14 protein-coding genes and 1 tRNA gene are annotated in these 17,652 nt (G+C 66.0%); 9 read left to right on the forward strand and 6 right to left on the reverse strand.

Annotated features, from left to right (window positions below):
• Nucleotides 1-1,965, reverse strand: a 1,965-nt coding sequence (locus tag V6M89_RS27940; protein ID WP_332856284.1) for a hybrid sensor histidine kinase/response regulator, incomplete at its 3' end; no start/stop codon positions are given.
• A 174-nt stretch (nt 1,966-2,139) separates the two neighbouring features.
• On the opposite strand from V6M89_RS27940, the gene V6M89_RS27945 reads away from it, so the two are divergent.
• The gene (locus V6M89_RS27945; protein WP_332856285.1) at nt 2,140-3,372 is read left to right on the forward strand and encodes a glycosyltransferase; all 1,233 of its coding nucleotides are present in this window, start codon (nt 2,140-2,142) and stop codon (nt 3,370-3,372) included.
• Nucleotides 3,373-3,384: 12 nt separating this feature from the next.
• Here the strand turns inward: V6M89_RS27945 and V6M89_RS27950 are convergent, their stop codons facing one another.
• The 4 genes from V6M89_RS27950 to V6M89_RS27965 all read right to left on the reverse strand — a co-directional run bounded on the left by V6M89_RS27950 (nt 3,385) and on the right by V6M89_RS27965 (nt 7,805).
• The gene (locus tag V6M89_RS27950) at nt 3,385-4,485 is read right to left on the reverse strand and encodes a nitroreductase family protein (protein WP_332856286.1); all 1,101 of its coding nucleotides are present in this window, start codon (nt 4,483-4,485) and stop codon (nt 3,385-3,387) included.
• Nucleotides 4,482-5,348 (reverse strand): ThiF family adenylyltransferase, encoded by an 867-nt coding sequence (locus tag V6M89_RS27955; RefSeq protein ID WP_332856287.1) that lies wholly within the window; start codon nt 5,346-5,348, stop codon nt 4,482-4,484. Before V6M89_RS27955 ends, V6M89_RS27950 begins: the two co-directional genes overlap by 4 nt.
• A 172-nt stretch (nt 5,349-5,520) precedes the next feature.
• A complete protein-coding gene (locus V6M89_RS27960) occupies nt 5,521-5,721 on the reverse strand; it encodes a YbdD/YjiX family protein (RefSeq protein WP_116989477.1) in 201 nt (66 codons plus the stop codon).
• The gene (locus V6M89_RS27965) at nt 5,721-7,805 is read right to left on the reverse strand and encodes a carbon starvation CstA family protein (protein ID WP_332856288.1); all 2,085 of its coding nucleotides are present in this window, start codon (nt 7,803-7,805) and stop codon (nt 5,721-5,723) included. The genes V6M89_RS27960 and V6M89_RS27965 overlap by 1 nt, the downstream gene beginning before the upstream one ends.
• A 178-nt stretch (nt 7,806-7,983) precedes the next feature.
• Between V6M89_RS27965 and V6M89_RS27970 the strand changes: the two genes are divergently transcribed.
• The 8 genes from V6M89_RS27970 to V6M89_RS28005 all read left to right on the forward strand — a co-directional run bounded on the left by V6M89_RS27970 (nt 7,984) and on the right by V6M89_RS28005 (nt 16,287).
• Nucleotides 7,984-9,354, forward strand: coding sequence for a cache domain-containing protein (locus V6M89_RS27970; RefSeq protein ID WP_332856289.1), 1,371 nt, complete (start codon nt 7,984-7,986; stop codon nt 9,352-9,354).
• A gap of 22 nt (nt 9,355-9,376) precedes the next feature.
• Complete coding sequence (locus V6M89_RS27975) at nt 9,377-9,994, forward strand: response regulator transcription factor (RefSeq protein ID WP_332856290.1); 618 nt, start codon at nt 9,377-9,379, stop codon at nt 9,992-9,994.
• A gap of 290 nt (nt 9,995-10,284) precedes the next feature.
• Entirely contained in the window at nt 10,285-11,430 is a 1,146-nt protein-coding gene (locus V6M89_RS27980; protein ID WP_332856291.1) for an EAL and HDOD domain-containing protein, read from the forward strand.
• 3 nt (nt 11,431-11,433) lie between these two features.
• Entirely contained in the window at nt 11,434-13,518 is a 2,085-nt protein-coding gene (locus V6M89_RS27985) for a putative bifunctional diguanylate cyclase/phosphodiesterase (protein ID WP_332856292.1), read from the forward strand.
• 61 nt (nt 13,519-13,579) lie between these two features.
• Nucleotides 13,580-13,669 (forward strand) — tRNA-Ser (locus V6M89_RS27990).
• A gap of 269 nt (nt 13,670-13,938) precedes the next feature.
• Nucleotides 13,939-14,463: a helix-turn-helix transcriptional regulator gene (locus tag V6M89_RS27995; protein WP_332856293.1), complete on the forward strand. Its 525-nt coding sequence runs from the start codon at nt 13,939-13,941 to the stop codon at nt 14,461-14,463.
• A gap of 81 nt (nt 14,464-14,544) precedes the next feature.
• Nucleotides 14,545-15,324 (forward strand): alpha/beta hydrolase, encoded by a 780-nt coding sequence (locus V6M89_RS28000; protein WP_332856294.1) that lies wholly within the window; start codon nt 14,545-14,547, stop codon nt 15,322-15,324.
• 63 nt (nt 15,325-15,387) lie between these two features.
• Nucleotides 15,388-16,287: an AraC family transcriptional regulator gene (locus tag V6M89_RS28005; protein WP_332856295.1), complete on the forward strand. Its 900-nt coding sequence runs from the start codon at nt 15,388-15,390 to the stop codon at nt 16,285-16,287.
• On the opposite strand, the gene V6M89_RS28010 is transcribed toward V6M89_RS28005, so the two are convergent.
• A complete protein-coding gene (locus V6M89_RS28010) occupies nt 16,284-17,591 on the reverse strand; it encodes an MFS transporter (RefSeq protein WP_332856314.1) in 1,308 nt (435 codons plus the stop codon). The genes V6M89_RS28005 and V6M89_RS28010 overlap by 4 nt on opposite strands.
• Between the last annotated feature and the right edge of the window lie 61 nt (nt 17,592-17,652).

Raw genomic sequence — 17,652 nt, forward strand, 5'->3', positions numbered from 1 at the left:
TGGCTGCGCTTCGGCCGGGCGTGCCGGCGTGTTGCGGCCGGGCGCCAGCAGGCAATCGAACAGGTCGCAGGCGCGCGGCGGCTTGATCAGTTGGAAGGCGACGCCGGCCTCGCGCCGCTGGACGCCGTCGGCGGCGTTGCGCTCGGTACTGAGCAGCAACAGCCGGGTGGCGGCCAGCGCCGCTTCGGCGTGGATCGCGGCGGCCAGCGCCAGGCCGCTGGTGCGCGGCAACTCCATGTCCAGCAGCACCACATCGTAGGGACGGCCGGCGGCGGCCGCCTCGCGCAGTTGCGGCAGGGCGTCGGTGGCGGTGGCGGCGGCGCCGGCGATGCGCCAGCTGCGCAGCAGCGTTTCCAGCTCGTCCCGGCTGGTGGGATTCTCATCGACAATCAAAGCGCGGCATTCCTGGGTGGCGTGGAAGGAGGGATCGTCGACATCGATGCGACGTTTGTCAAAATTTACGGCAAACCAAAAGATCGACCCTTGAGTTAGCGCATGGTCGACTCCTATCGTGCCTCCCATCAGCTCCACCAGTTGTTTTGAGATCGCCAGGCCCAGGCCGGTGCCGCCGTGTTTGCGGGTGGTCGAGCCGTCCGCCTGCGAAAAGGAATCGAAGATGCGCGCCCGCGCCTCGCTGGAGACGCCGATGCCGGTGTCGTGCACTTCGAAGCGCAGGCCGACGGTTTGCGCATCCTCCTGCACCACGGCGACCTTGACGGTGATCTTGCCGCTCTCGGTGAACTTGATCGCGTTGCCCAGCAGATTGAAGATGACCTGGCGCAGCCGGTTGGGATCGCCGCAGATGGCGATCGGGATGTCGTAGGCGATCGCCAGCTCCAGCCGGATGCCCTTGGCCTGCGCCTGCGGCGAGAAGACGTTGTCTATGTCGTCGAGCAATTCGCGGAAATTGAAATCGATGTATTCGACGGTCAGCTTGCCGGCCTCGATCTTGGAGAAATCCAGGATGTCGTTGATGATGACCAGCAAGTGTTCGCCCGAGCGCTTGACCATGCTGGTGTAGTGGCGTTGCTGCTCGGACAGACGGGTGGCCAGCAGCAGCTCGGTCATGCCCAGCACGCCGTTCATCGGCGTGCGGATTTCGTGGCTCATGGTGGCGAGGAAGGCGCTCTTGGCCTGGCTGGCGGCCTCGGCGGCGTTCTTGGCTTTTTCCAGCTGTTCGGTGCGCACGCCGACCTGGCGTTCCAGCTGGTCGCGGTATTGCGCCAGCGCCGCGTCGCGCGCCTCGACCTGGGCCAGCATGTCGTTGAAGCTGTCGGTCAGCGCGCCCAGCTCGTCGCTGCGCTGGTGGACGATGCGCGGCGTCGGCTGGCCGCGGCTGACCTGCTGGGCGGCGGCGATCAGCTTGCCGACCGGCTCGGCAATGCTGCCCTTGAAGCGGGCCGCCGTCAGCAGCGCCATCATGAACGACAGCATGGCGGCCACGGCGGCGGCGGCCAGGTTCTTGAACAGGTCCAGCCACATGCGGGTTTGCGCGCATTCGATCATCACGGTGCCGATGAACTCGTCCTTGATGTGCAGCGGCCGGTACAGGCGCAAGGCCGGCGCCCACAGCGGACCGCTGTGGAAGGTGCGGACCTGTTCGCCGGCATCTTCGAGCGCCAAGCGTTCCGGCGCATCTTGTTCGGTCGGCAGGGCGGCGGACTTGTAGCGGGCCAGCAACTGCCCGGTGCTGTCGTACAGGATGGCCTGCTGGATCTGGTCTTCCACCGCCAGCGTGGTCAGCGTCTGCTGGGCGCGCCGGGTGTCGGCCGACAGCAGCGCCGCCACGCTGTTGTTGCCGATCACGCCGGCCAGCGAGGACAGCTGTCTGCGCTCGTCGTCGGTCCGGCTGAGGACGGACGTGGCGGCAAACGCGAAGAACACCAGCATCAGCGCGCTGCCGGTGGACAGCACTGAAATGATGGTCAGTTTCTGGCTCAGACCCGAACGTTCGAAATTGAACATTGCTGTAGGCGGTGGCAAACGGTGGGCGCCGAAATCGTCGGCGCGACAAGCTGATCGGTAAGTGCCAGTAGGAAAAATATAGTGTTCAGACCAAGGCGGCCTTGATCTGCATCTAATCCCCGCACGTTTGAGCATTCTCAAGGGCCGTGGGGAGGTGTGTCGCAAGCTGCAAGGATGGAACGCAAAAAAATCCTGTTCGTGGCGGAGGCGGTCACGCTGGCCCACGTCGGCCGGCCGCTGGCGCTGGCGCAAACGCTGGCGCCGCAGCATTACGACGTGCACTTCGCCTGCGCGCCCGGCTACGAGGCTTTTTTCAAGGGCAGCAGGCTGAGCAGCTGGCCGCTGAGCAGCATCTCCAGCGCGCGTTTCCTGGCGGCCTTGGCCGCAGGCAAGCCGGTGTACGACAGCGCCACCTTGCAGCAGTACGTGCAGGACGACCTGCGCCTGCTGCAGGCGGTGCGGCCGGATGTGGTGGTGGGCGACTTCCGGCTGTCGCTGTCGGTCAGCGCGCGGGTGGCGCAAGTGCCGTATATCGGCCTGATCAACGCCTACTGGAGTCCCTACGTGCCGCAGCGCTACACGGTGCCGGCGATCGCGCTGGCGCGGGCGTTGCCGATCGCGGTGGCGGACCGGCTGTTCCGCCTGGTGCAGCCGCTGGCGTTCGCCTTGCACAGCCGGCCGCTGAACCGGGTGCGGCGCAGCTACCGGCTGCCGTCGCTGGGCTATGACTTGCGCCGCGTGTATGCCGACGCCGATTACGTGCTGTATCCCGACATCCCAGAAATGTTCCCGGCGGTGGATTTGCCGCCACAGCATTCCTACCTGGGGCCGGTGACCTGGTCGCCGCCGACCGAGTTGCCCGGCTGGTGGGATGTTTTGCCGACGGATAAGCCACTGATCTACGTCACGTTGGGCAGCTCGGGGCAGGGCGCGCTGCTGCCGCAGATCCTGCAGGCGTTGGCGGCGTTGCCGGTGCGGGTGATCGCCGCCACCGCCGGCCAGGCCTATCCTGGCCGGGCCGACCCCGGCCCGCCGCCGGACAACGCCCATGTGGCCGCCTACCTGCCGGGCGAGGAGGCTGCGCGGCGGGCGCAGCTGGTGATCTGCAACGGCGGCAGCCCGACCAGCCAGCAGGCGCTGGCGGCCGGGGTGCCGGTGCTGGGCATAGCGGGCAACCTGGACCAGTATCTGAACATGCGCGCGGTGGCGGCGATGGGCGCCGGCGCCTTGCTGCGCTCGGACCGGCTGGACGAGGACACGCTGCGGCGCACCGTGGTGGACTTGCTGGAGCGCCCGGCCGCGCGCGCGGCGGCGGCCCAGCTGGCCTTGCTGTTTCAGCGCTACGACGTGGCGACGCGCTTCGACGCGGTGCTGCGGCGCGCGGCCGGCGGCGCCCCAACAGCTTGAGCTCGCTTGCCGTCAGGGCTTGCCGGCCGGCCCCACCAGCAACTCGCGCAGCGGCTTGCGCAGCGAGCGCGCCGACGCCGCCGGGCCGGCGCCGATGCGGCCCATGAACACCGCCGTCTCCCACGCCGTCTGGCCGACCAGCGCGGCGCCCTCGCGCGCCAGCGCCTCCGCCCGTTCCTGCATGCCGCGGGTGCCGGAGAACACCCGGCCTTCGCGCACGTAGCGGGAGAAGATCAGCGGCGTCAGCTCCGGCTGCAGTTGCAGGCCCTGCGCGGTGGCGGTCAGCCAGAAGCGCTGCATGGCGCGGCCGGCGTCCAGGTAGTCGTCGACCCGCTGGGCCCGGCGCGGCGCGGTCAGCACGAAGTGGGCGGCGCAGGCCAGGCCGGGTATCAGGTCCATTTGCAGGCGCGGCGCCAGCGTGCCGGCCAGCCAGGTGTTGAAGAATTCCACCCGCTGCCAGCGCTGCATGATCCAGCGCATCAGCTTGGCGGTGACGGCGTCCACGCCCAGCGCCTGGTCGGGGATGCGGTCCTCGCTGTAGCGGGCGTTCCATTCGATCACAGACTTGTGCACCTGCCAGGCTTCCGGCATCGTCAGCCGCAGCTTGGCGTTGCGGAACATCAGGCGCGCCGCCGCGCCGCGCTGACTGCCTTCCAGCCAGTGCACGCCGTAGCCGTCCGGCAGCGCGGCCACCAGCGCGGAGCGTTCGGCCGGCGTCAGCGGGCGCCGGCTCAGCGGGCGCCGCTGCACGCTGCGCGGCAGGATGGCGTCGGCCAGCGGATCGGGCTCCAGCTGCGGCGCCGGAACGAACTCGACGCTGAGGGTGGGGCGGCTCTCCGGCGCTTCGATGTGGCGCATGACGCGCATCTCGAGCTGGTAGGTGTTGGCGGCGATCGCCATGGTCTCGAGCAGCGCGCCGATCGAGATCTGGCTGGGATGGCCGTCGAGGTCGTAGACGCAGTGGTCGCGCGTATCGTGGCCGTGCACCACCAGGCGGCGGGCGTCGAGGATTTCAAAGCGCCACGGCTGGGTGTTGTCGCCGCTGGGGGCCCAGCGCGCCAGCTCCAGGATCTGCTCCAGCGTGGCATCGAGGTGTTGTTCCATCTTGCTCATGATTGCTCTCCGCGCCGGCGTTTCACCAGCATCATGGTCAGCCGCTGGAGCGGGTGGCGGTGGCCGCCCGGACGCCAGGTGCGGACCAGCTTGTTACGATAGGCATCGAAATGATAACCGCGCGGGGCGGCCTCGACCGGCCCCCGGTTCAGCAGGATCTTCAGCGCCTCGGTGGCGGCGGCGCCCGCGCACAGCTCGCAGCCCATGATGGTCGACGGCCCGCGCTGCTCCTTCAGGTTGATGCTGGACGGATCGACCAGGTAGCGCGCGTGCAGCCCGGCCGGCGCCAGCCCGACCAGGAAGCGCAGCGCCTTCTCCTCGTCCGGCAGCGAGCCCCAGCCGAAGTATTCCTCGAACGTCATCTGCCCCGGCAGGAAGTTCAGCACCGCCGTGCCCATGCCCAGCGGCGCCGCCGTGATGGCCGGGATGGCCAGCCGCGCGCAGGCGGCAAAGGTGGCCTGGCGCGCGCCGAAGGCGAAGAAATCCAGGCCGTCCACGTACAAGTCCACGCCTTCGAAGAACTGCGCCAGGTTGCCGCTGTTGACGCCGCCGGGAAAGCGGACGATCTGCACCTCGGGGTTGATGTCGCGCGCCATCCCGGCCAGCACCTCGACCTTGGGCAGGCCCAGCGTGGACATGGTGGCGCCCACCTGCCGGTTGAAGTTGGCGATGTCGAAGGTGTCGAAGTCGGCGATGTGGAAGGCGCCCACGCCCAGCCGCGCCAAGGTCAGCAGGTGCACGCCGCCGACGCCGCCCATGCCGGCGATGGCGATGCGCTTGCCGCGCAACACCGACTGCTCCGCTTGCGTGACCCAGCCGATATTGCGGGCAAACGCCTGTTGGTATGAAAAAGTATGCGACATGTGTCTCCCTGAAATGGCCGACAAGGCGGCTCAGCGGAGTTAGACACACGGACCGGGCAGAAAGTTCCCGTAAAAAAGAAAAACCCGGGGTCAGGTCCCCCATTTGAGCATGAGCCCGGCTATATAAGCCGGGCTCATGCTCAAATGGGGACCTGACCCCGGGTTGGTTTTGCTAGCAGCAACCGCCGCGCTTGCCCGCGCCGCCGTAGCGGGCTTCCTGACGTTCGCGGAAGAATTCCTCGTACGTCATCATCGGCTCGTTGGGATGGGTGGCTTCCCGGTGCGAGACGTAGGTGTCGTATTCCGGCAGGCCCATCATCAGACGCATGCTTTGTCCGAGATAGCGGCCGGCCTTGGCGATTTCGCCCAGCATCACTGCACCTGTGGCGACAGGACCATCGGGCTTTCCTTGGCGGTAGGCTGGGCCGAGGCGCGCGCCGCCAGCACCGTGCGGATGCCGAACGCCAGCACGCTGAGCACGACGATCATGAAGAAGCCGGCCAGCGACGCATCCAGGTAGTCGTTGAAGATCACCTGCTGCATCTGCGCCACCGACTTGGCCGGCGCCAGCAGCTTGCCTTCGTCGAAGGCGGCCTGGTACTTGGCGGCGTGCGCCAGGAAGCCGATCTTCGGATTGGCGTCGAAGATCTTCTGGAAGCCCGCCGTCAGCGTGCACAGCAGCAGCCACACGGTCGGCAGCACGGTGACCCAGGCGAACTTGGCGCGCTTCATCTTGAACAGCACGCAGGTGCCGAGGATCAGCGCGATCGCCGCCAGCATCTGGTTGGCGATGCCGAACAGCGGCCACAGAGTATTGATGCCGCCCAGCGGATCGACCACGCCCTGGTACAGGAAGTAGCCCCAGGCCGCCACGCACAGGCCGGTCGCGGTCAGGTTGGCGAACACGTTCTCGGTCTGCTTCATGGCCGGCACGAAGGCGCCCAGCAAGTCCTGCAGCATGAAGCGGCCGGCGCGGGTGCCGGCGTCGACCGCCGTGAGGATGAACAGCGCCTCGAACAGGATGGCGAAGTGGTACCAGAAGGCCATCATGACCTTGCCGCCGATCACGCCCGACAGGATCTGCGCCATGCCCACCGCCAAGGTCGGGGCGCCGCCGGCGCGCGAGATGATGGAGTGCTCGCCGACATCCTTGGCGGTCTGGGTCAGCATTTCCGGCGTGATGTAGAAGCCCATCTGCGAGACCGCGTGTGCGGCGGACTCGGCGGTGGTGCCCAGCAGCGCGGCCGGGCTGTTCATGGCGAAGTAGACGCCCGGTTCGATGGTCGAGGCGGCCACCAGCGCCATGATGGCGACGAACGATTCCATCAGCATCGCGCCGTAGCCGATGAAGCGGGCGTGGGTTTCATTCTCGATCATCTTGGGCGTGGTGCCGGAGGCGATCAGCGCGTGGAAGCCGGACACGGCGCCGCAGGCGATGGTGATGAACAGGAACGGGAACAGCGAGCCGGCCCAGACCGGACCGGTGCCGTCGATGAACTTGGTCATGGCCGGCATTTTCAGGTAGGGCGCGACCACCACGATGCCCAGCGCCAGGCCGACGATGGTGCCGATCTTGAGGAAGGTCGACAGGTAGTCGCGCGGCGCCAGCAGCAGCCACACCGGCAGCACCGAAGCGACGAAGCCGTAGCCGATCAGCATCCAGGTCAGCTCGGTGCCGGTGAAGGTGAACATCGGCGCCAGCGCCGGATTCTCCTGCACCAACTGGCCGCCGAAGATGGCCGCCATCAGCAGCACGAAGCCGATGATCGACACTTCGCCGATGCGGCCGACGCGGATGTAGCGCGAGTAGACGCCCATGAACAGCGCGATCGGGATGGTGGCCATCACGGTGAAGCTGCCCCACGGCGAACCGGTCAGCGCCTTCACCACGATCAGCGCCAGCACCGCCAGGATGATGACCATGATCATGAAGGTGCCCAGCAGCGCGATCATGCCGGGGATCTGGCCCAGCTCCGATTTGATCAGGTCGCCCAGCGAGCGGCCGTCGCGGCGCATGGAAATGAACAGCACGATGAAGTCCTGCACGGCGCCGGCAAACACCACGCCGGCCAGGATCCACAGCATGCCCGGCAGATAACCCATCTGCGCGGCCAGCACCGGGCCGACCAGCGGGCCGGCGCCGGCGATGGCGGCGAAGTGGTGGCCGAACAGCACGTACTTATTGGTCGGCACGTGGTCGAGGCCGTCGTTCAGCTTGTTGGCCGGGGTCATGCGGCGGGCGTCCAGGCCCAGCACCTTGTCGGCGATGAACAGGCTGTAGAAGCGGTAGGCGATCAGGTAGACGCAGACGGCGGCGATGACGATCCAGATGGCGCTGATGGCTTCGCCGCGCTTGAGCGCGATGACGCCCAGCGCCGCGGCGCCGCACAAGGCGAGCGCAGCCCAGCCCAGCCGGCTGGCCAGCGTGGGTGGCGCGGTGTGGTGTAGTGTTTTCATGCTTCCTCCAAGGTTTTGGGCGCTGCTCTAAGACCCCACTGCAGCTTATGTCCAGTATTCAGGAAGCTGATAACCGCCGCAAGCGCACCACTACGCACTATGGCTCGGTACAACTACGTAGTCGCCGCAGGCGGCGGGGAGCGTAGAATCGCGCTACAGAATAATTCGGGACACCGTCATGAAGTTGCGGCAAAAAGTCATCTTCCTGGCCATCACGCCGCTGATCCTGGCGCTGATCGCCATCGCGCTGGCGGTGCGGCACCAGTCGGTGCTGCTGGCCCAGCAGCAGCGCGAGACCATCCAGCAAGCCTACCTGAGCAGCAAGGAGGCCGAACTCAAGCACTACGTGGCGCTGGCCTCGCACGCCATCGCCCACCTGTACGAATCCGGCCGCGACGACCAGGCCACCCGCGACGAGGCCAAGCGCATCCTGTCCTCGCTCAGCTATGGCGACGACGGCTATTTCTTCGTCTACGATATGCAGGGCAACACGCTGATGCATCCGCGCCAGCCCGAGCTGGTGGGGCAGAACCTGTACGGCATGCGCGACGAGCAGGGCCAGCCGACCATCCAGAACCTGCTGGCGCGCGCGCGCGCGGGCGGCGGGCTGGAGCGCTACCGGTGGGTCAAGCCGTCCACCCACAAATCCGGCGCCAAGCTGGGCTACGTGATCCCGATGCCGAAATGGGGCTGGATGCTGGGCACTGGTATCTATCTGGACGACGTCGACCAGGCGCTGGCCAAGGTCGATGTCCAGCAATCGGGCAACATCCACAACACCATGCTGTGGATCGCCGCGATCGCCATCGCGGCCTCGGTGGCGGTGGCCAGCTCCGGGCTGGCGCTCAACATCAGCGAGCTGCGCGTGGCCGACGCCAAGCTCAAGGTGCTGGCCCAGCGCGTGGTCGAATCGCAGGAGGAGGAGCGGGCGCGGCTGTCGCGCGACCTGCACGACGGCATCAGCCAGTGGCTGGTGTCGATCAAGCTGCAGATCGAGGCCGGCATCATCCGGCTGACGTCCGGGCTGGCGTCCGGCAAGGCCGAGCAGCAGCAGGCGGCGCAGGCGGCCTTCGAGCACGCGGCCGACCAGCTCAACAACGTGATGGGCGAGGTGCGGCGCATCTCGCACAATCTGCGCCCGGCCATCCTGGACGACCTGGGCCTGGCGGCGGCGCTGCACCACCTGGGGCAGGAGTACACGCTCAGCAGCGGAACCCCGGTACACTTCGAGGCGGAGGGTTGCACCGACGACTTGCCCGATGTCGCCAACACCGTGCTGTTCCGCGTGGCGCAGGAAGCCTTGACCAATATCGAGCGGCACGCCGGCGCCAGCCGCATCGAGATCCGCCTGACCGGCGAGCACGGCGGCGTCACCTTGTTCATCCGCGACGACGGCGCCGGCTTCGACGCCGAGGGCATCGCCCTGCATCCCAAGCACGGCATCGGCTTGCGCAATATGATGGAGCGGATGGACGCCATCGGCGGCCGCTTTGAAATCGCCTCATCCAGCGACGGCACGGTGGTGACCGCCTTCGCTGGCAATAGTTAATACAGTTTATAAAGATTAAAACATGACAGCCACAATCAAAATCCTGCTGGTCGACGACCATCCCCTGGTGCGCGACGGCCTGCGCGCGCGGCTGGAGGCGATGCCGCAATTCGAGGTGGTGGCCGAGGCCGGTGGCGCGGCCGAGGCGCTGGAGCAGGCCGCCCAGTGCGAGGTCGACCTGGTGCTGATGGACATCAATATGCGCGGCACCAACGGCATCGAAGCCACGGCCCAGTTCAAGCAGGCGTTTCCGCGCATCGCGGTGCTGATCCTGTCGATGCACGACAAGCTGGAATACGTGTCGCAGGCGATCCAGGCCGGCGCGCGCGGCTATGTGCTCAAGGACGCGCCCGGCAAGGACATCGTGGTGGCGATCGAGACAGTCATGTCCGGCGGCATCTATTACAGCGCCGCGCTGGCGCGCCAGCTGGCGCAGCCGCACACCCAGGACAACCAGCTGACCTCGCGCGAGCACGAGGTGCTGCGCCACATCGCCAACGGCGAATCGAACAAGCAGATCGCCCGCGCGCTCGACCTCAGCGTGCGCACCGTGGAAACCCACCGCCTGAACATCAAGCGCAAGCTGGGCATCGAAGGGCAGGCCGAGCTGATCCGCTTTGCGGTCCAGCACGTACAGTAAATGTTGCGCCGTATGCAATCCTGTTGTAAATACAGAGTATCGCTTCTAATTCTATTAAGCAATTTTTAACAGTGCGTGTTTGTGCGGCAATATCTGCTATATTCCTGCACCGGTTGTGTAATTGCAATTGTATAAAAGTAAACGTTTCGCGCGCGATGATTGGTCTCATACTGGTCGTATTGAAAATAACAATACTGTCCGATGGTAATTGATTGCCTAATGTCAATGCTTGATCTAAGATTGCGCGCACAACCTTCAATGAGATATTGATGTCTGCGCCTGAAACTAGCATGTTTCCACTGGTGGAATTACAAGCGGTGTCCAACGCTCACAACGAGTGGGTGGCACTGACTTTTGAATTATCGGCAGACTCGGGCGACGCCTTCCAGGCGGCGCTGACGCTGCTCAAGACGCCAGACGTGTTCGCCGCGCTGGCGCCGCTCGATTGCATCCTGCCGGTGGCCCAACCGGCCTTGCTGGAACTGTCCCAACTGTCCGAACTGCCGCCCAACCGCGTGATCCTGCGCGTGCCGGCCGCCGCCTGCGCCGAGATTCCGGTGCAAAAGAAACTGTCCTCGTACGCCGACGCCGGCTACCGCATCATGGTCGAAGGCGTGGCCGGCATGGGCGCCACCCTGTGCGGCGCCAAGTCGCTGATGGTCGACGCCGCGCTGGCGATGCCGCCGGTGCTGGCGCTGGTGGCCCAGCCGGGCCCGCACCTGGCCACCGGCATGGGCAGCGAAGAGCGCATCGCCGAGTGCGCCAAGGCCGGCTTCAGCTGGTTCGCCGGCGACTTCGCCCTGCATCCGCCGCAAGACATGAACGCCGGCGACGGCACCTCGCGCAAGCGCCTGCTGGCGCTGCTGGGCCTGCTGGCGCGCGACGCCGACTCGCGCGAACTGGAAGTGCTGCTCAAGCAGGATCCGGCGCTGTCCTACCATTTGCTCAAACTGGTGAACTCGGCCGCGTTCGCGCTCAGTTCGCCGATCCACAGCTTCGGCCAGGCCATCAACGTGCTGGGCCGTCGCCAGTTGCAGCGCTGGTTGCAGCTGCTGCTGTACGCGCGCCAGCAGGACGACGGCATGTCCAATCCGCTGCTGCCGTTGGCGGCGGTGCGCGCCGCGCAGATGGAAGGGCTGAGCAAGGCGCTCGGCTGGGAGCGCGAGCAGCAGGACATGGCCTTCGTGGCCGGCGTGTTCTCGCTGCTGGATGTATTGCTGGGCATGCCGATGACGGAAATCGTCGCCGCGCTCAGCCTCGACCTGGACGTGGTGATGGCGCTGCTGGACCGCGCCGGCCCGCTGGGAGAACTGTTGGCCCTGGTGGAGCGCCACGACCGCGCCGGTCTGGACAAGGCCGGCATTGACCATGAGACCTACTGGCAAGCGCAATTGCAGGCTTACCACTGGGCGATCCAGGTGAGCAGGAATATATAAGCCATGGTCGCGCATCCCGTCTCCGATTTCCTGAGCAACAGCGCGGCCTTGTGCGACGCGGTGTTGCGCTTGCGCGGAGCGGCGCTGGCCGAGGAGCTGGGGCGCATCGTCCGCAGCGTGATGAGCAGTCCTCTGGGCGAATTCCTGCCGGCCGACACCCACGCCATGCTGCTCCGGCCGCCGGTGATCGAAGTGCTGGCCGCCAATGACGACGCGGTGCCCAGCCTGGTCCAGGACATCCTGTTCGACGACGAATATTTCGGCCGCTTCGTGGTGTCCGGCCGCGAGCACTACAGCTCGCTCGACCGCGAGCACCTGGCCAGCCTGGCCAACCTGGCCGGCAGCGTGTTGCAGGTGCATGCGCTGGCGCAGCGTTCCACCCACGCCTACGTGCAGGTGGAATCGCAATTGCAGCACCAGGCGCAGATCCTCGACCACATCCACGAGTCGGTGCTGACCATGGACATGAGCGGCTTCATCATCAGCTGGAACAAGGGCGCGGAGCGCCTGTTCGGCTACAGCTCGGTGGAAGCGGTGGGGCGCAACATCCTGTTCCTGTACGACGACGAAGACGAGAGTTTCGACGACACCTTCCTCGAGCAGGGCGGGCGCCTGATGGAAGTGCGGCGCAAGAAGAAATCGGGCGAAGTGTTCTGGGCCAGCCTGTCGCTGTCGCCGCTGCGCGACATCAACGACCGCGCCATCGGCCTGATCGCCTACCTGACCGACATCACCGAACGCAAGATGGCGGAAGAGCGCATCCACCACCTGGCCTACTACGACGCGCTGACCAACCTGCCGAACCGCTCGCTGCTGACCAAGCTGGTCGACCAGGCCCTGACCGTGGCCCAGCGCAGCAAGCTGCACGGCTGCGTGCTGTTCATCGACCTCAACCGCTTCAAGCTGATCAACGACACCCTGGGCCGCAAGATCGGTGACGAGCTGTTGTGCGAAGTGGCGCGCCGCTTCCGCGCCGTGCTGCGCGACCAGGACCTGGTGGCGCGGCTGGGCGGCGACGAATTCGCCGTCGGCCTGTTCGACATCGGCCAGCACTTCGAAGCGAGCATGGTGGCGCAAAAGCTGCTGGGCACCTTGAACACGCCGATCCTGATCGACGGCCACGACCTGCGCGTGGGCGGCAGCATCGGCATCAGCGTCTATCCGCAGGATGGTGGCGACGCCGAGACCTTGCTGCGGCTGGCCGACATCGCCATGTACCGCGCCAAGCAGGAGGGCGGGGCGGAAGGCGACCACGTCGCGTTCTACAGCCAGGACATGAACCAGGGCATGCAGGAGCGCATGCGGATCGAAACGGGCCTGCGCCACGCGCTGGGCCACGGCGAGCTGCTGCTGCACTACCAGCCCAAGTTCAGCATCGACAGCGGCAAGATCATTGGCGCTGAAGCGCTGGTGCGCTGGCGCCATCCGGTGCGCGGCCTGGTGCCGCCGATCGAGTTCATCCCGCTGGCCGAGGCTACCGGGCTGGTGGTGCAGGTCGGCGAATGGGTGCTGGAAGCGGCCTGCGCGCAGGCCAAGGTGTGGAAGGATGCCGGCTTGCCGCCGATACGGCTGGCGGTCAATGTGTCGGCGCGCGAGTTCACCTCGGCGTTGCCGGGGCGGGTGCAGGAGACGTTGACGCGCTACGGCCTGGAGCCGACGTGGCTGGAGCTGGAGATCACCGAGAGCACGCTGATGCACAACATCGACCGGGTGATTGGCATCATGGACCGGATCACGGCGCTGGGCGTGACCTTGTCGCTGGATGATTTCGGGACTGGGTATTCGAGTTTGTCGTACTTGAAACGCTTCCCGATCGATACTTTGAAGATTGACCGTTCCTTCACTATCGGCATACCGGGTGATGCTAATGATTGTGCGATTGCCAATACCATCATCAGTATCGCGCAGCAGCTCAAGCACAAGGTGATCGCTGAGGGTGTGGAGACGGTGGAGCAGTTGGCGTTTTTGAAGAATTCGGGGTGTGATGAGGTGCAGGGGTATCTGTTCTCGCGGCCGCTGGAGGCGGAAGCGTTCGAGCAGGCGCTGCGCGAGAATTGGACGCCGGGGCAGGCTAGTCGGGCTGCTTGAGGGCGGATCGGTGGTTTCGGCACCCAAGCGGGGGTGAAATCTGTATAATGCTGCACACTTAGGAAGCGTGGCCGAGTGGTTGAAGGCACTAGTCTTGAAAACTAGCGACGGGTTAAACTGTTCGTGAGTTCGAATCTCACCGCTTCCGCCAGAAAAATACAAAAACCGCCCACTGGGCGGTTTTTGCATTTTTGGACGGAAGCGGTGAGATTCGAAGGGCAGGCCTTGCAAGGCCGGCCCTCTCCGAATCGCCCAACTGCTGCCGCGCAGCGGCAGCCTCGCGCGCCGAGGGCGCGCGGTGCGTGCATACTCTAACTCTCACGGCGAGCAGACCGGCGGCTCGTCAAAAATTTCCCAATTTCAATCCCTTGATGCACCAAGTGTCCAATTCAGCCCGGATAGGCCTCCAAGGAGTAAAAAATGGAATTTACGTTTACGCTCAACTATCAACTGTCAGGCGAAGATGGAAATCAAGACGAACTGGTCGAGCGCTTGGGGGCGGCTGGATGTGACGATGCGTTGATTGGCATAGGTGCACCCGGACGTATGGCGCTTGAGTTTACGAGGGATGCCAGCTCTGCATTTGAAGCGCTGATCAGTGCACTGACCGATGTGAAGCAGGCCATCCCGTCTGCCAAACTGATCGAGGCGGGACCCGACCTGGTCGGACTTACCGACATTGCGGACGTGGTTGGTGTCACGCGTCAAAACATGCGAAAACTAGCGGTGAATAATTGCTCCACTTTCCCCGTACCCGTGCACGCGGGTAGTTTGTCCTTGTGGCATTTGGTTGATGTACTTCATTGGATGAGAAGAAAAGCCGCGTACAACATCGCTCCTGGCGCCCTTGAAGTTGCGGAGGCGGCGAAGCAAATTAATCTAGCCAAAGGCGCCAAGCAAATTGAGCCTGCGACTGCAGACCTGATGCAAGCATTGTTCGTCTAAGATTTCTCCGTATCCGCAAGCTCACCTTGAAGCGCCCGATGAAGTTGTGATATTTTCATGATTTTATTCGAGGAGCGGTCGATGAGCAGATATCGTTGGTGGCTGGCGTTAATCTTCGCCATGTACGGCGCCACCGCCTGGGCCGACGGCCAGACCTTCCGCATCCCCACCCGTCCCGGCGTCGAAACCAGCGTCTACTGGGAAGCGCAGGAGGGCGCCAAGGCCACCGTGTTCCTGTTCACCGGCGGTAACGGCGGCTACGGCAAGGTAGTCGACGGCAAACCCACCAGCCACAACTTCCTCGCCCGCAGCGTGGCGCTGTTCCTTGCCGACGGTTTCAACGTCGCCATCTTCGGCCTGCCCAGCGACACCCCCGCGCTCGACTACAGCGACCGCGTCAATCCCAAACATCTGGCCGACGTGCGCGCCGCGCTGGAGTTCGTGCGGAGCAAAAGCCCGGCGCCGGTGTGGCTGGTCGGCACCAGCCGCGGCACGGTGTCGGCCGCCTACGTCGCCATCGCCAGCGTGGACGATCCCGGCATCGCCGGCCTGGTGCTGACCTCCAGCGTGACCGCCTTCAAGAAGGAGGGCGCGGTGCCGACGCAAAACCTGGCCGCGCTGAAACTGCCGGTGCTGGTGGTGCACCACGCCAGCGACGCCTGCGTGATCTGCCGGCCCCACGAGGTGGACTGGATCATGAAGGGCCTGAAAAACGCCCCGCTCAAAAAACTGCTGATGATCACCGGCGGCGGCGAGCCCACGGGCGACCCCTGCGAGGCCTACCATCACCACGGTTACATTGGTCAGGAGCAAGAAGTGGTCGACCGGATGTCGTCCTGGATGCACAATCCTGCCAATTGATGATTTGACATCAAGACTGGCGCCCCCGATAATCGACGCTCCGCCATATGCCGAGACGAGCCCATGGGTACCGCGATAGACAATACCGAAGTGTTGAAAGACTGGTTCCTGCGCAGCGGCGTCCACACGCCGCTGCATACCTGCATCGGCCCCTTGCCCAGTTCCAAGGCCTCGATCGTGCGCTGGAGCAGCAACCAGCCGGACGCGATGATCCAGACCATCAGCTCCCATCCCAACGATTACCGCATCGCCATCATGCTGGAGCCGGTCGACGCCCGCATCTGGCTGCACGGCCAGCCGGTGTGGGGCGGGGTGATCGCGGCCGAGCGTTTCCGCATCTGTCCGCCCAGCGGGTCCAGCCAGTGGAGCCGCTTGAGCAGCTGCGACATCGTCAACCTGTTCGTGCCGGCCGCGCTGATTGACAACCTGAACGCGCAGCGCGAAACCCCGCTGAGCCTGGGCGCCCAGCAGTTCACCTCGGACCGTCACGTGATGGAACTGGTGCGCCGCATGCTCAACGGCGACGCCATGGCCGGCCCGCTGCAATCGCAGTATTGCGACGGCCTGATGGTGGCGCTGCTGAGCTATTTGCTGGAGCACTACAGCCGGCCCGCCACGGCGCCGCAATCGAGCACCCTGGGCGGCGGACGCCTGCGGCGCGTGCTGACCCACATGGGCAGCAACCTGGCCACCGGCGTCAGCAACCGCGACCTGGCGGCGCTGTGCGGCATGAGCGAGGCGCATTTCTCGCGCGAGTTCCACCTGGCGCTGGGCCTGCCGCCGCACCGCTACCTGATGAAGATGCGGTTGGAACAGGCGCGCACCATGCTGCTGGCCGGCGGACGGGCGATGGCCGACATCGCCGAAGCTTGCGGTTTCCACGACGCCAGCCACTTGTCGCGTACCTTCAGCCGCCACTTCGGCACGCCTCCGGCAAGGTTCCGCCAACAGCGCGGCAATTAATTCCTGAGTAGCCGGCGCGAAAAACTCACCGCCGCCCCCAGCGCGGCGAAGCCGGCCGCCACCACCAGCGCGTACACCGTGCCGCGCGTATCCGACAGCGTGAAGCAATACGCCACCAGCGCCGCGCCGGTGGCCTGGCCGCTGAGGCGGGCGGTGGCGACGATGCCGCTGGCGCTGCCTGAGCGCGCGCGCGGCGCGCTGCCCATGATGGCCTTCATGTTCGGCGCCTGGAAGAAACCGAAGCCGACCCCGCACAGCGCCATGCGCCAGCCGATGTCGAACACCGAGGCATCGGCCGCTATTCCGCTCAATAACAGCACGCCGGCGCACAGCAGCAGCAGGCCGATGCCGCCCAGCGTGCCGGCGTTGTAGCGGTCGCTCAGCCGGCCAGCCACCGGCCCCATCACAGCCACCAGCGCCGGCCACGGCGTCATCAGGAAGCCGGTGTCGATCGGCGACCGGCCCAGCGTGTGCTCGAAGAAAAACGGCAGCGATACGAAGGCCAATCCCTGCACCGCGAAAGTACAGAAGGCCGTCAGCGCCGACAGCGCGAACATCGGATTGCGGAACAAGTCCACCGGCAGCAGCGGCGCTGCGTGGCCGCGCTGGCGGCGCAGCAACAGCACCCAGCAGACCGCCGCGCCGGCGATCTCGGCCGGCAGCCGTTGCGGCGCGGCGCCGTGCGCGGCATCGCCCAGCGCCAGGATCAGCAGGCCGAAGGCGCCGACGTTGTACAGCGCCGCCAGCAGGTCGACCTGATGCGTCGCGCGCGGCGTCTGCGGCAGCGCCTGCCAGGCGGCGCTCAAGGCCAGCACGCCCAGCGGCACATTGATCGCGAACAGCCACGGCCACGACGACAGCGACAGGATCAGCGAGGCCACCGTCGGCCCCACCGCGAACGCCACCGCCACCACCAGCGCGTTGGTGCCGAAGCCCTGGCCCTGGCGTTCGGGCGGATAGATGGCCCGTATCAGCGCGGTGCTGACCGCCATCATGGCGCTGGCGCCCAGGCCTTGCAGCAACCGCGCCGCCACCAGCGACGGCAGCGACCACGCCAGCGCGCACGCCAGCGAAGCCGCCGTGAACACCACCAGCCCGCCGAGGGCGACGCGGCGGTAGCCGGCGATCTCGCCCAGCGCGGCGAACGGCAGCAGCGTCGCCACCATCGCCAGCTGGTAGGCGTTGACGATCCACACCGACGCCGCCGGCGTCGCATGCAGCTGCTGCGCCATGGCCGGCAAGGCGGTGTTGGCGATCGCCGTGTCCAGCGAGGCCAGCGCCACGCCGGTCATCAGCGACAGCATGGCCCACAGGCGTTCGGCCGGCGGCAGGCCGGTCTCGGCCACAGCGCAGCCGCCCAGCGCG

Source organism: Duganella sp. S19_KUP01_CR8 (assembly GCF_036688705.1).
Lineage (GTDB): Bacteria > Pseudomonadota > Gammaproteobacteria > Burkholderiales > Burkholderiaceae_D > Rugamonas.